Origin of the sequence: Streptomyces polygonati, from assembly GCF_042650325.1 — a bacterium.
GTDB classification, from domain to species: Bacteria; Actinomycetota; Actinomycetes; order Streptomycetales; family Streptomycetaceae; genus Actinacidiphila; species Actinacidiphila polygonati.
Window position 1 is genome coordinate 431,314 of record NZ_JBHSBB010000009.1, and the last position, 12,866, is coordinate 444,179.

Genomic DNA, 12,866 nt, shown 5'->3' on the forward strand with positions numbered 1-12,866 from the left:
TGGGAGCACCCCGACGCCCGCAGGGCTGTGGGGGCTGGCGGGGTGTGCGGCGGGGGCCCGCCGCTCGGCTGACCGGCCGTCACAGCACCTGCGCCTGGGGTCCGTCGGGGCGCTCCAGGCGTCCTTCGACCACCACCCGGGCGATCTCGGCGACCTCGGACTCGCTCAGCCGCCGGAAGCCGGCCTCGGTGATGACCGTGATGATCGGGAAGATCCGCCGGGTCATATCGGGGCCGCCGGTGGCCGAGTCGTCGTCCGCCGCGTCGTAGAGCGCCTGGATCACCGCGGTGGACAGCTGCTCCTCGGTGAGGTCGCGGCGGTACAGCTTCTTCAGCGCGCCGCGGGCGAAGACCGATCCGGAACCGGTGGCGGCGAAGCCGTGCTCCTCGCTGCGGCCGCCGGTCACGTCGTACGAGAAGATGCGGCCCTTGTCACGCTCGGTGTCGTAACCGGCGAACAGCGGCACCACGGCCAGGCCCTGCAGGGCCATGCCGAGATTGCCGCGGATCATGGTGGACAGGCGATTGGCCTTGCCCTCCAGGGAGAGCGTCGCCCCTTCGATCTTCTCGTAGTGCTCCAGCTCCAGCTGGAAGAGCTTGACCATCTCCACCGCGAGGCCCGCGGTGCCGGCGATGCCGACCGCGGAGAACTCGTCGGCCGGGAAGACCTTCTCGATGTCGCGCTGGGCGATGATGTTCCCCATCGTGGCCCGGCGGTCACCGGCGAGGATCACGCCCCCCTCGAAGGTGGCGGCCACGATCGTGGTGCCGTGCGGCAACTCGATCGCCCCCTTCATCGGCGGCAGCGGCCGGCCTCCCGGCAGCAGCTCGGGCGAGTGGTCGCCCAGGAAGTCGAGGAACGACGACGAGCCCGGCGTCAGGAAGGCGGCCGGCAGTCGCCCGGTGCTTCGATGGTTGGCTTCCACACGTTTCCTTCCACACGATCATGAAGTCGGTACGGACCCTACCCGCGGCCCGGAAATCCATCCGCCCCGCGGTCGGGATCGCGGGGCGGAGGGAGGGGCGAGCGGCTACTCGCCACCCTTCTGGACGAACGATCGGACGAAGTCCTCGGCGTTCTCCTCGAGCACGTCGTCGATCTCGTCGAGGACGGAGTCCACGTCGTCCGAGAGTTTCTCCTGGCGTTCCTTGAGGTCCTCGGCCGCTTGGGTGTCCTCCTGGACCTCCTCGACCTCCTCCGTGGAACGCGTCGCCTTCTGCTGTCCGCCGTCGGTGTCCTTCGTGGCCATGTCCCTCACCCCGCTTGGTGTCCGTGCGCTCGGTTACCTGCCGTACTCACTGTGGAACTGACTGCCGTACAAGATCAGACCCTACAAGCAAGGTCCGACATCGGCGCTCGATTACCTCAACGTACGACTGTCACTGGGTTGTTTCCCGGTTCTGGGCCGTTTCAGCCGCCCGAGAGGATGCGTACCAGGTCTTCGGCGGTACGGCAGCGGTCGAGCAGCTCCTTGACGTGCTTGCGCGTGCCCCGCAGCGGCTCCAGGGTGGGCACCCGCTGCAGGGAGTCGTGGCCGGGCAGGTCGAAGATCACCGAATCCCAGGAGGCGGCGGCCACGTCGTCCGCGTACTGCTCCAGGCAGCGGCCGCGGAAGTAGGCCCTGGTGTCCTCCGGGGGCTTGCCGACGGCCCTGAGCACGTCGTCCTCGTCCAGTATCCGCTTGATCCGGCCGCGGGAGACCAGCCGGTTGTACAGGCCCTTGTCGGGCCGCACATCGGCGTACTGCAGGTCCACCAGATGCAGCCGGGCGGCGTCCCAGCCGAGGTCGTCGCGCCGGCGGTAGCCCTCCAGCAGTTCCTTCTTGGCCACCCAGTCCAGCTCGCCGGCCAGGCTCATCGGGTCGTTCTCCAGCCGGTTGAGCACGTCCTCCCAGCGGCCGAGCACGTCCTGGGTCTGCTCGTCGGCGTCGGCGCCGTAGCGCTCCTCGACGTATTTACGGGCCAGCTCGTAGTACTCCATCTGGAGCTGGACCGCGGTGAGCTTCCGGCCGTTGCGCAGCGTGATGAGGCGTTCGAGGGTGGGGTCGTGGGAGACCTGGTGCAGGGTGCGGACCGGCTGGTCCACCGCGAGGTCCACCTTGATGAAGGAGTCCTCGATCATGGACAGCACCAGCGCGGTGGTGCCCAGCTTGAGGTAGGTGGAGATCTCGGAGAGGTTGGCGTCGCCGATGATGACGTGCAGCCTGCGGTACTTCTCGGCGTCGGAGTGCGGTTCGTCGCGGGTGTTGATGATCGGCCGCTTGAGGGTGGTCTCCAGGCCGACCTCGACCTCGAAGTAGTCCGCCCGCTGGCTCAGCTGGAAGCCGTGCTCGTGGCCGTCCTGGCCGATGCCGACCCGGCCGGCGCCGGTGACGACCTGGCGGGACACGAAGAACGGGGTCAGGTGCCGCACGATGTCCGAGAACGGCGTCTCGCGCCGCATCAGGTAGTTCTCGTGCGTGCCGTAGGAGGCGCCCTTGTTGTCGGTGTTGTTCTTGTAGAGGTGGATCGGCTGGGCGCTGGGGATCTGCGCCGCCCGCATCGCCGCCTCGGCCATGATCCGCTCGCCGGCCTTGTCCCACAGCACGGCGTCGCGCGGGTTGGTGATCTCCGGCGAGGAGTACTCGGGGTGGGCGTGGTCCACGTAGAGCCGGGCGCCGTTGGTGAGGATCACATTGGCCAGGCCGATGTCCTCGTCGGTGAGCTGGGTGGAGTCCGCCGCCTCCCGGGCGAGATCGAAGCCGCGGGCGTCCCGCAGCGGGTTCTCCTCCTCGAAGTCCCAGCGGGCGCGCCGCGCCCGGTGCATCGCCGCCGCGTAGGCGTTGACGATCTGGGACGAGGTGAGCATGGCATTGGCGTTGGGGTGGCCGGGCACGGAGATCCCGTACTCGGTCTCGATGCCCATTACTCGCCGTACGGTCATGCGGCCCTCCTTGCCCGGCTCCGGCCCGTGCGGGCCGGAAAACACACCGGCTGCGGGTACCCGCTGTCGGGACCCGCAGCCGGAGGGTAGTGCTTACAGATACTGTCCGGTGTTCGCCACGGTGTCGATGGAGCGTCCGGTGTCCGCCCCCTGCTTTCCGGTCACCAGGGTGCGGATGAAGACGATCCGCTCGCCCTTCTTGCCGGAGATACGCGCCCAGTCGTCGGGGTTGGTGGTGTTGGGCAGGTCCTCGTTCTCCTTGAACTCGTCCACACAGGCGGCGAGCAGGTGGGAGACGCGCAGACCCCGCTGGCTGTGGTCCAGGAAGTCCTTGATCGCCATCTTCTTGGCCCGGTCCACGATGTTCTGGATCATCGCCCCGGAGTTGAAGTCCTTGAAGTACAGGACTTCCTTGTCACCGTTGGCATAGGTGACCTCCAGGAAGCGGTTCTCCTCGCTCTCGGAGTACATCCGCTCCACCACCGACTGGATCATCGCATCCACGGTGCCGGCCGGCGACCCGCCGTGCTCGGCGAGGTCCTCGCCGTGCAGCGGAAGGCTGTCGACCAGATACTTGGAGAAGATGTCCTTGGCCGCTTCGGCGTCGGGCCGCTCGATCTTGATCTTCACGTCCAGGCGGCCGGGCCGCAGGATCGCCGGGTCGATCATGTCCTCGCGGTTGGAGGCGCCGATCACGATGACGTTCTCCAGACCCTCCACACCGTCGATCTCGGCGAGCAGCTGGGGGACGATGGTGTTCTCCACGTCCGAGCTGACACCGGAACCACGGGTGCGGAACAGGGACTCCATCTCGTCGAAGAAGACGATCACCGGAGTGCCCTCGGAGGCCTTCTCACGAGCCCGCTGGAAGACCAGGCGGATCTGCCGCTCGGTCTCACCGACGTACTTGTTGAGCAGCTCGGGACCCTTGATGTTCAGGAAGTAGCTCTTGCCCTGGGGCTGGCCGGTGACCTCGGCGACCTTCTTGGCCAGCGAGTTGGCGACCGCCTTGGCGATGAGCGTCTTGCCGCAGCCGGGCGGGCCGTAGAGCAGGACGCCCTTGGGCGGGCGCAGCGCGTATTCCTTGAACAGATCGGCGTGCAGATAGGGCAGCTCCACGGCGTCGCGGATCTGCTCGATCTGGTTGCCGAGCCCGCCGATCTGGCGGTAGTCGATGTCGGGGACCTCTTCGAGGACGAGCTCCTCGACCTCGCTCTTGGGCACACGCTCGTAGACGTAGCCGGAGCGGGGTTCGAGCAGGAGCGCGTCGCCGGCCCGCAGGGCGCCGTCGAGCAGTGGTTCGGCGAGCCGCACCACCCGCTCCTCGTCGGTGTGGCCGATGACCAGGGCGCGCTCGCCGTCCTCCAGGACCTCCTTGAGGGTGACGATGTCCCCGACGCGCTCGAACTCCATGGCCTCGACCACGTTGAGCGCCTCGTTGAGCATCAGCTCCTGGCCGCGCCGGAGCCCGTCCAGTTCGACGGCGGGGCTGACATTCACCCGGAGCTTGCGCCCACCGGTGAAGATGTCGGCCGTACCGTCCTCGTTGGCCTGCAGGAATACGCCGAAGCCGGCCGGCGGCTGCGCGAGCCGGTCGACTTCCTCCTTGAGGGCCACGATCTGGTCGCGGGCCTCACGGAGTGTGTTCGCCAGCCGTTCGTTCTGCGCGGACACGCCTGCCAGATTGGTCTGCAGCTCGACGATCCGCTCCTCGAGAATCCTCGAGTGCCGCGGAGAGTCGGCGAGCTTGCGTCGCAGGACGGCGATCTCCTGCTCAAGAAAGGCGACCTGGCTCATGGGGTCTTCCGAACCACGAGCGGGTCGGCCGCCACGGTTGATGTCGTCGTCGTGGGCCGCCACGGTCCTCACCTCCTCCAAGGGGAGCTGGACGTTTCCAGACCCTACCTGGACCGGTAGGGGTTGAAACCCCTAGATCACAAAGACGATCGCGGTGTGTCCGATCTTCACCCTTGCGCACGTCCCTCCGCCACTGAGATACCCGCCGATCTCCATTCGAAAGCTCGCCGGTTGTATCGTCGTCCGGGTCAACCGCCGGCGACGGTGGTCTCTTCCCGAACGAACAACGGCAGGCGAGGGTTTCCGTGACCGACAAGACGGCAGAAGCGCTCGAAGTCTGGATCGACCAGGACCTGTGCACGGGTGACGGGATCTGCGTGCAGTATGCGCCGGAAGTGTTCGAGCTGGACATCGACGGGCTCGCCTATGTCAAGGGCGCGGACGACGAGCTGCGCCAGTCCCCCGGGGCCACCGTGCCGGTGCCGCTCACCTTGCTGCAGGACGTGGCCGACTCCGCCAAGGAGTGCCCCGGCGACTGCATCCACGTACGGCGCGCCGCGGACCTGGTGGAGGTCTACGGGCCCGACGCGGACTGAGCCGTCCGGGGGGTCAGATGCTGTTCGCGGCCGGCGCGGGGATGGCCACGTAGCGGTCGCCGCGCCATTCCCAGGCGTAGCCGCGGCTCAGGTCGGGGCAGCAGCGCGGCACGGTGTCGCTGGAGAAGCCCAGGACGGTCGCCCGCACCGTCCGGCCGTCCAGCCGGAAGCCGGTGATCTGCCGCTGGTCGCGCGGCCGGACCAGGGTCTCGGCGATGCGCGGCCTGCCGCCCGCGGTGACCGGGGCGGCCAGCACGAAGACGCCGGCCGGCGGCGTACCGACATCCGAGTGACAGTGCACCACTACGACGGTCTCCGGCCGTCCGTCGCCGTCCAGGTCGCCCGAGACCCGGGAGACCACGTCGGTGCCGATGCCCGCGCCGCAGTCCAGCGGGTACGTGACGGCCGCCGGGTCCGGTGCGGCGACCGGCCGGGCCGGCGCCTTCGGCGGGGCGGCGGGAGCGGCGGTCTGGGAGGCGTCGGCCGGCTGCACCAGGGCCACCGCCGCGACCAGGGCGCCCAGGGCCCCGGCGGTGGTGAGCCAGTGCGCGGTACGGCTGCGGGTGTGCGGAAGGGCCGGTCCTGTGGACGCCTGCACGCGCCTGTCTCCTGGGGTCGAACAGCGGGGGTGGCCAGCATGGTGCCATATCTCACACCGGGGCGGTACGCCGGGGGCCGCTGTTGTGGGCGGGGCGCTCCGGGCGGGGCGCGGGGCCGGCGAAAAGCGCCGCCGCCGGTGTCCGGGAGCGGACAAACCGGCGGCGGCGCGACGAGACTGGCCGAGATTGGCTGAAATCGTCCACCCCGGCAGGGCCGCCGGAGGGACCCCGGGGATCACTCCTCGGCCGCGGTACCCCCGCTGCCGCCGCCGGGGCCGGTGTAGTCCTCGCCGTAGGCGCCCTTGGCGGGGCGGCGGCGGCGCAGCGGCGGCTCCACGCCGTCGGCGAGCCGCCGGGCGGTGAGCAGGAAGCCGGTGTGGCCGATCATCCGGTGGTCGGGCCGGACGGCGAGACCCTCCACGTGCCAGTTGCGCACCATGGTCTCCCAGGCGGCCGGCTCGTTGAAGCTGCCGAACTCGCGGATCGCCTCGACGGTGCGGGCCAGCTGGGTGGTGGTGGCCACGTACGCGCACAGGATGCCGCCGGGCACCAGCGCCTTGGCGACCACCTCCAGGCACTCCCAGGGCGCGAGCATGTCCAGGATCACCCGGTCGACCTCGGTGTCGGAGAGGTTGTCCTGAAGGTCACCGACAGTGAGCTGCCAGGCCGGGTGCGGACCGCCGAAGTAGCGCTCCACGTTCTGGGTGGCGATCTCGGCGAAGTCCGCCCGCCGCTCGTAGCTGTGCAGCATGCCCTGGTCGCCGATCGCCCGGAGCAGGAAGCTGCTCAGTGAGCCCGATCCCACCCCGGCCTCGACGACGCGGGCGCCGGAGAAGATGTCGGCCATCGCCAGGATCTGCCCCGCGTCCTTGGGGTAGACCACGGCGGCGCCGCGGGGCATGGACAGGACGTAGTCGGGGAGCAGCGGGCGCAGCGCGAGATAGGCGACGTTTCCCGTGGTTCGGACCACACTGCCCTCGGGGGCACCGATCAGCTCGTCGTGCGGGAAAGCGCCCTTGTGGGTGTGGAACTGCTTTCCTGCCTCGAGCGTGAACGTGTAGTGGCGTCCCTTGGGATCGGTGAGCTGTACCTGGTCCCCGACTTTGAAGGGCCCGCGTCGGCGGGCGGCACCGGTCGGTTCGGACATGAGGTTTATCTTAGGGGCTCGGTTCATCGCCCCTTTACCGCCGGACGCCCTCCACGTATCGCCGGCCGCCGTCGGTGGCCGGAACGGTCAGAACGAGGAGCCCCGGCCCATCGCGGCCAGGAAGGCCCGCTCGACGTCGGTGGTGGACAGGACGCCGTAGATCTCCCCGGTGGGCTCGATCACCAGGTATTCGGTGGAGGGATTGGCCCGCAGCCGGTCCAGCAGGTCCTCGCCGGCCAGCTCGGCGGACACCCGCATGCCGGGGTTGAGTTCCTGGGCGAGGCCGCTGACCGCCACCCAGGGGCGGCGGTGCTCGGGGACGGAGACGATCGCGGACTCGCGGACCAGCGCGGTGGGGTCGCCCTTGCCGTCCACCACGACCAGTGCGCGGGCGCCCGCCTCGTGGGCCCGGCGCAGCGCCTCGGACAGCGGGGTGTCGGAGGCGACCGGGACGGCCCGCCGGGTCAGGGTGCGCGCCCGCAGGCCGGGGAGGCGTTCGCGCAGCCGCGCCATCCGCAGGCTGTTGCCGGCGCCGGTCCAGATGATGGCGGCCAGGATCGCGGCGAGCAGCGCGTCGGTGAGCGAGTCGGCGCTGCTGGCCGTGGTGTCGCCGTTGATGCCCCCCGCGTACGACAGCAGCGGCAGACCGATCAGCACCGCCAGTGCCAGACCGCGGCCGACCCAGGCGGCGGCGATGGTGCCCGTCATCGGCCGGCCGCTGATCTTCCACACCACCGCCCGCAGCATCCGGCCGCCGTCCAGCGGCAGTCCGGGCAGGAAGTTGAAGATCGCGACGATCAGATTGCTCACCATGAGGCCGGCCAGCAGCACTCCCGGCACCGTGCCCCGCTCGACCAGCTGCATCCCGCCGAAGAACAGCACGGCGAGCACCAGCGACAGCAGCGGTCCGACGAAGGCGAGCATGAACTCCCGGCCCGGGGTGTCGGACTCCTTCTCGATCTCCGAGACACCGCCGAAGAACTGCAGCTGGATCCGGCGCACCGGGAGTTTGAAGCGGAGGGCCGCCACGGTGTGCGCGAGTTCGTGGATCAGCACCGAGGCGTAGAAGGCGACCGCGAAGAACAGCGAGACCAGATAGCGCAGCCCGCCGAGCCGGGGCAGCACCGTGTCGAGCTGTCCGCCGAAGACCCAGGTGATCAGCGCGGCGACGAGGAACCAGCTGGGCGCGACATAGATCGGGACGCCGTAGAACCGCCCCATCAGCACCCCGCCGCCCGGACCGCGCTTGGTCGACTGCGAGTCGCCGTCGCCGCCTTGGACGGGATCGCGGGTGTCCTGGGACGGCGGCAGACCGCTCTCGCTCACTGATTCCCCTCGTGCTGATACGAACCCTCATACCGATCATGCGGGACAAGTGGCTCCTCGGCCATGCTATTGCCCTGTTCCGCCGGACACGCACCGGCGTTGTCGGTGGCAGGCCGTAAGGTCTCCAGCCATGGGGACCCCTGCCGAGATTCCGCCGCCGCGCCCGTCCGCGGCGGCGCCGCGCGTATCGCCCGCGCGGCGCGCCTCGCCCGCCGCCGCGGTGCCGGTGTCGCTGTCGCCGTCGCGCGCCGCCGACTTCATGCGCTGCCCGCTGCTGTACCGGTTGCGGGTGATCGACCGGCTGCCGGAGAAGCCCAGCGAGGCGGCGACCCGCGGCACCGTGGTGCACGCCGTGCTGGAGCGGTTGTTCGACGCGCCGGCCGCCGAGCGGACCGCGGACCGGGCGCGGTCGATGGTGGCCGGTGAGTGGGAGCGGCTGCGGGCAGCCCGGCCGGAGCTGGCGTCGCTGTTCGCCGCGGCGGAGGGCGCCGCCGACGCGGCGGCGCTGGCCGCCTGGCTGGAGAGCGCCGAGCGGCTGGTCGAGCGCTGGTTCTCGCTGGAGGACCCGACACGGCTGGAGCCCGCCGAGCGCGAACTGTACGTGGAGACGGTGCTGGAGTCCGGGCTGACGCTGCGCGGCTATGTGGACCGGCTGGACATCGCCCCGGGCACCGGCGATCTGCGGGTGGTGGACTACAAGACCGGCAAGGCGCCCCGCCCTGAGTACAAGGACGAGCCGCTGTTCCAGATGACCTTCTACGCGCTGGTGCTGTGGCGGCTGCGCGGGGTCGTCCCGCGCCGCCTCCAGCTGGTCTATCTCGGCAGCGGGGACGTGCTGACGTACGACCCGACGGAGCAGGACCTGCTGGCCACCGAGCGCAGGCTGCTGGCGCTGTGGGAGGCGATCCGCGCGGCGACCGGCAGCGGCGACTGGCCGCCCCGCCGCTCGCCGCTGTGCGGCTGGTGCGACCACCAGGCGTTCTGCCCCGAATTCGGCGGGACTCCCCCGCCCTATCCGCTCGCGGAATCCGTGGGGGCGCCATCGGTGGTGGGCCAGAATGGCCTGGTCTAGCGAAGGAGTCCCTGTGGCGATCCGCGTCCTGCTGGTGGACGATCAGCCCCTGCTGCGTACCGGTTTCCGGATGATCCTGGAGGCCGAGCCGGATCTGGCCGTGGTCGGCGAGGCCGGCGACGGCCAGCAGGCGCTGGACCAGGTGCGGGCGCTGCGGCCCGACGTGGTGCTGATGGACATCAGGATGCCGCGGATGGACGGGGTGGAGGCCACCCGGCAGATCACCGGCCCGGACCGCTCGGGCCCGGCGAAGGTGCTGGTGCTGACCACCTTCGACCTCGACGAGTACGTGGTGGAGGCGCTGCGGGCCGGTGCCAGCGGGTTTCTGCTCAAGGACGCGCCGGCCGCCGAGCTGGTGCAGGCGATCCGGGTGGTCGCGGCGGGTGAGGCGATGCTCGCGCCGAGCGTGACCCGCCGGCTGCTGGACAAGTACGCCGGACGGCTGCCCTCGGGCGACGAGTCGGTGCCGCAGCCGCTGCACGCCCTGACCGAGCGGGAGGTCGAGGTGCTCAAGCTGGTGGCCCGCGGCCTGTCCAACGCGGAGATCGCCGCCGAGCTGTTCGTCAGCGAGACGACTGTCAAGACCCATGTGGGCCATGTGCTGACGAAGCTGGCGCTGCGGGACCGGGTGCAGGCCGCCGTCTACGCCTATGAGAGCGGGCTGGTGCGCCCCGGGGCCGGCTGAGGGCCCCGGGGCGGCTCCACTCGTGCTGGGTCGGGCCGGGTGTGCGGGCGGGGTCAGCCGCTGACGCCGCGGCCCAGCTCCCAGAACTGCACGGTGGTCGAGGAGTTCAGCGCCCACTCGACACCGGTGATGTCACCGCGCGAGGCGATGTACTGCTTGCCCTGCCACAGCGGCACGATCGGGACATCCTCCGCGATCATGTCCTGCGCCTGCCCGAAGGCGGGGCTGGCCGTGCTGCGCTCGGCCTGGCGGCGGGTCTCCGGCAGGATCTGGTTCTGGATCGTGGTGTTGTTGTACGGCAGGTTGAGGAAGTTGTTCTTGTCGAAGAACGGCGCGATGTAGTTGTCCGGGTCCGGGAAGTCGGGCAGCCAGCTGATCGCGAAGATCTGGTACTCCCGCTTGCCGGCGGCCTTCAGGAAGGCGCTCCACTCCTCGCTCTGCACCTTGACGTCGAACAGCCCGCTCGCGTCGAGCTGCTGCTTGATCGCCTCGGCCTCCGGCTTGTTGACCGTACCGCCGGTGTCCTGGCGGTAGTTGATGGTCAGCGGGATCTTGCCGGTGATGTGGGCCTGCTTCAGCGTCTTCTTCGCGTTGCTCACGCTGGGGCTGCTGTAACGGTTGAAGAACGAGTTGGTGTGGCTGGTGATGCCCTGCGGGACCACGGAGTACAGCGGTTCGGCGGTGCGCTTGTAGATGTCCTTGGTGATCGCCTGCCGGTCGATGACCTCGGCTATCGCCTGCCGCACCGCCTTGTCCTTCAGGCCGGGCGACTCGGTGTTGAGGAACAGGTAGCGGGTCTCCCCGCCGGGCGCCTCGGTGAGCTTGATGTTCGGGTCGGTGCTGTTCTGCAGATCGATGATCTGGTCCGGCGCCATGGTCCTGGTCATGACGTCGATCGCGCCGGACTTCAGCGCCGCCTCCATCTTGGCGGAGTCGTTGAACAGCTTCAGCTCGACCTTGCTGTTGTTGATCTTGTCCAGGCCCTGGTAGTGCGGGTTCTTGCTGAACTCGGCCTGCTTGCCCTGGACGAAGGAGTTGAGGACGTAGGGGCCGGAGCCGACCAGCTTGAAGCCGTCGAACGGCTTGGCCGGGTCGTAGACCTTGCTGTCCACGATCGCCGCGGCCGGGGTGGCCAGCTTGGCCGGGAAGGTCGCGTCCGTCGCCTTGAGGTGGAAGACCACCGTCTTGTCGTCGGGGGTGTTCACCGACTTGACGTTGGCTATCAGGGACGCGGGACCGGCCGCCCAGTTGACCTTCTGCATCCGGTCGATGGAGAACTTCACGTCCTGCGAGGTGAGGTCGTGGCCGTTGGAGAACTTCAGGCCGTCACGCAGCGTGCACTGGTACGTGAGCCCGGAGGTGTCCGCGTAGTGGCACTCCTTGGCCGCGTCCGGGGTGGGCGTGGTGCTGCCCCGGGTGTAACCGAGCAGCATCTGGAAGGTGTTGTAGAAGACGTTCCAGGTGGCGGTGTCGTACGAGGTGGCCGGATCGAGCGGCGCCGGGTTGTCCTTGGTCAGGACGATGCTGTCGGTCGTGCCGACGACGATGGGTTTGCCACTGCCGCCGCTTCCTCCGCCGGAGCCGCCGCACCCCGTGATCACGGGTGTCAGGGCGCCCAGCAGGGCGGGCAGCACCAGAAGCTTGCGGTTCATCGTCGTCGTTCTCCTCTTGTGACTGCACATCTGCTCTGCCTGCGTGCTCGCGTCGCGGTGGCTCCGCCGAAGCCGAACAGGCCGCCCTTGCGCCGGGGTTCCGGGCAGGGTCGGAGCCCGGGAAGACCTTACGCGCTCGGCCGCCGGTGCCTCGCCGCGTGGTACGCCGCAGGTATTCCAGCACATCCCGCGCGCATGCTTCGGCGACGATACCGAGATTGGATGTGATCAGCACCAACGGGATGCGAAACCTTCACCGGCCCGAGTCCCCGCGCGTCCCGGTGGCCACGCTCAGTGAATGCGCGTGTTCAGGGAGCGCAGGAAGGGGACGCTCAGCTCCTCCAGGGAGGCCACGACGGTACGGCCGGCCGCCGGCTCGATCGGCACCAGCGACGGCACCGCGACCACCAGGCAGCCGGCCGCCTCCGCCGAGGCCACGCCGGTGAGGGTGTCCTCGATCACCACGCAGTGCGCCGGATCGACGCCGAGCCGGGCGGCGGCGGTCAGATACGGGTCCGGGTGCGGTTTGGTGCGCGCCACCTCGTCCCCGGCCAGCGTGAAGTCGAAGTGCTCGCGGCCCAGTGAGCGCAGCATGGCGTCGATGGTGCGCCGGTGCGAGGCGGACACCAGGGCGGTGGGCACGCCGTAGGCGGACAGCTCGGTCAGCAGCCGGCGGGCGCCCGGCATCAGCGGCGCGCCGCGCACGATCAGCTTCTCGAACCGGGTGTTGATCGCCACGGTCAGCTCGGCGAGGGTGGCGGTGGTGCCGGTCACCTCCATCAGGTGCCCGACGCTGCGGGCCATCGGGCCGCCGACCACCACATCGCGGTGCACTTCGTCCAGCACGTGTCCGAGGTCCGCGAAGACCTCCGCTTCCGCCGCCCACCAGATGCCCTCGGTGTCCACCAGGGTGCCGTCCAGGTCCAGGAGCACGGCGCGGGGCCGGGCACCTTGCGCCGTACGGGTGTCGGCGACGGAGACGCTGCTGGTCATAGGCCCCACTCCTCGGTTCTGGGGGGACACAGAGGCCGGTCGCCGGGCCCCGCTGCGCGAGGAGGCGACCGGCCTCT

General features: G+C 69.8%; 12 protein-coding genes. 3 read left to right on the plus strand and 9 right to left on the minus strand.

Translation table 11 applies throughout. The features are described from left to right. Nucleotides 1-79: 79 nt before the first annotated feature. The 4 genes from prcB to arc all read right to left on the minus strand — a co-directional run bounded on the left by prcB (nucleotide 80) and on the right by arc (nucleotide 4,782). On the minus strand, nucleotides 80-925 hold the full coding sequence (gene prcB, locus ACFO3J_RS12080; protein ID WP_386428964.1) for a proteasome subunit beta: 846 nt from the start codon (nucleotides 923-925) through the stop codon (nucleotides 80-82). A gap of 105 nt (nucleotides 926-1,030) precedes the next feature. After that, nucleotides 1,031-1,249 carry a ubiquitin-like protein Pup gene (locus tag ACFO3J_RS12085; protein WP_386428965.1) on the minus strand — a complete coding sequence of 73 codons (219 nt, stop codon included), beginning with the start codon at nucleotides 1,247-1,249 and terminating at the stop codon, nucleotides 1,031-1,033. Nucleotides 1,250-1,410: 161 nt separating this feature from the next. After that, nucleotides 1,411-2,922, minus strand: a complete 1,512-nt coding sequence (dop, locus tag ACFO3J_RS12090; RefSeq protein ID WP_386428966.1) for a depupylase/deamidase Dop — start codon at nucleotides 2,920-2,922, stop codon at nucleotides 1,411-1,413. A gap of 93 nt (nucleotides 2,923-3,015) precedes the next feature. Continuing rightward, entirely contained in the window at nucleotides 3,016-4,782 is a 1,767-nt protein-coding gene (arc, locus tag ACFO3J_RS12095) for a proteasome ATPase (protein WP_386428968.1), read from the minus strand. 242 nt (nucleotides 4,783-5,024) lie between these two features. Here arc and ACFO3J_RS12100 point away from each other — a divergent pair, with 242 nt between their 5' ends. After that, nucleotides 5,025-5,315 carry a ferredoxin gene (locus tag ACFO3J_RS12100; RefSeq protein ID WP_386428970.1) on the plus strand — a complete coding sequence of 97 codons (291 nt, stop codon included), beginning with the start codon at nucleotides 5,025-5,027 and terminating at the stop codon, nucleotides 5,313-5,315. Between the two features lie 13 nt (nucleotides 5,316-5,328). On the opposite strand, the gene ACFO3J_RS12105 is transcribed toward ACFO3J_RS12100, so the two are convergent. The 3 genes from ACFO3J_RS12105 to ACFO3J_RS12115 form a co-directional block, all read right to left on the minus strand. Beyond that, nucleotides 5,329-5,913 carry a hypothetical protein gene (locus ACFO3J_RS12105; RefSeq protein ID WP_386428972.1) on the minus strand — a complete coding sequence of 195 codons (585 nt, stop codon included), beginning with the start codon at nucleotides 5,911-5,913 and terminating at the stop codon, nucleotides 5,329-5,331. 236 nt (nucleotides 5,914-6,149) lie between these two features. Next, nucleotides 6,150-7,061, minus strand: a complete 912-nt coding sequence (locus ACFO3J_RS12110; protein ID WP_386428974.1) for a tRNA (adenine-N1)-methyltransferase — start codon at nucleotides 7,059-7,061, stop codon at nucleotides 6,150-6,152. Between the two features lie 87 nt (nucleotides 7,062-7,148). After that, complete coding sequence (locus ACFO3J_RS12115) at nucleotides 7,149-8,387, minus strand: site-2 protease family protein (RefSeq protein ID WP_386428976.1); 1,239 nt, start codon at nucleotides 8,385-8,387, stop codon at nucleotides 7,149-7,151. Nucleotides 8,388-8,517: 130 nt separating this feature from the next. Between ACFO3J_RS12115 and ACFO3J_RS12120 the strand changes: the two genes are divergently transcribed. Both ACFO3J_RS12120 and ACFO3J_RS12125 read left to right on the plus strand, forming a co-directional pair. Continuing rightward, nucleotides 8,518-9,459: a RecB family exonuclease gene (locus ACFO3J_RS12120; RefSeq protein ID WP_386428978.1), complete on the plus strand. Its 942-nt coding sequence runs from the start codon at nucleotides 8,518-8,520 to the stop codon at nucleotides 9,457-9,459. Between the two features lie 13 nt (nucleotides 9,460-9,472). Next, nucleotides 9,473-10,144, plus strand: coding sequence for a response regulator (locus ACFO3J_RS12125; protein ID WP_386428980.1), 672 nt, complete (start codon nucleotides 9,473-9,475; stop codon nucleotides 10,142-10,144). 53 nt (nucleotides 10,145-10,197) lie between these two features. On the opposite strand, the gene ACFO3J_RS12130 is transcribed toward ACFO3J_RS12125, so the two are convergent. Continuing rightward, nucleotides 10,198-11,796, minus strand: a complete 1,599-nt coding sequence (locus ACFO3J_RS12130) for an ABC transporter substrate-binding protein (RefSeq protein WP_386428982.1) — start codon at nucleotides 11,794-11,796, stop codon at nucleotides 10,198-10,200. 291 nt (nucleotides 11,797-12,087) lie between these two features. Continuing rightward, nucleotides 12,088-12,789: an HAD family hydrolase gene (locus ACFO3J_RS12135; protein WP_386428984.1), complete on the minus strand. Its 702-nt coding sequence runs from the start codon at nucleotides 12,787-12,789 to the stop codon at nucleotides 12,088-12,090. Between the last annotated feature and the right edge of the window lie 77 nt (nucleotides 12,790-12,866).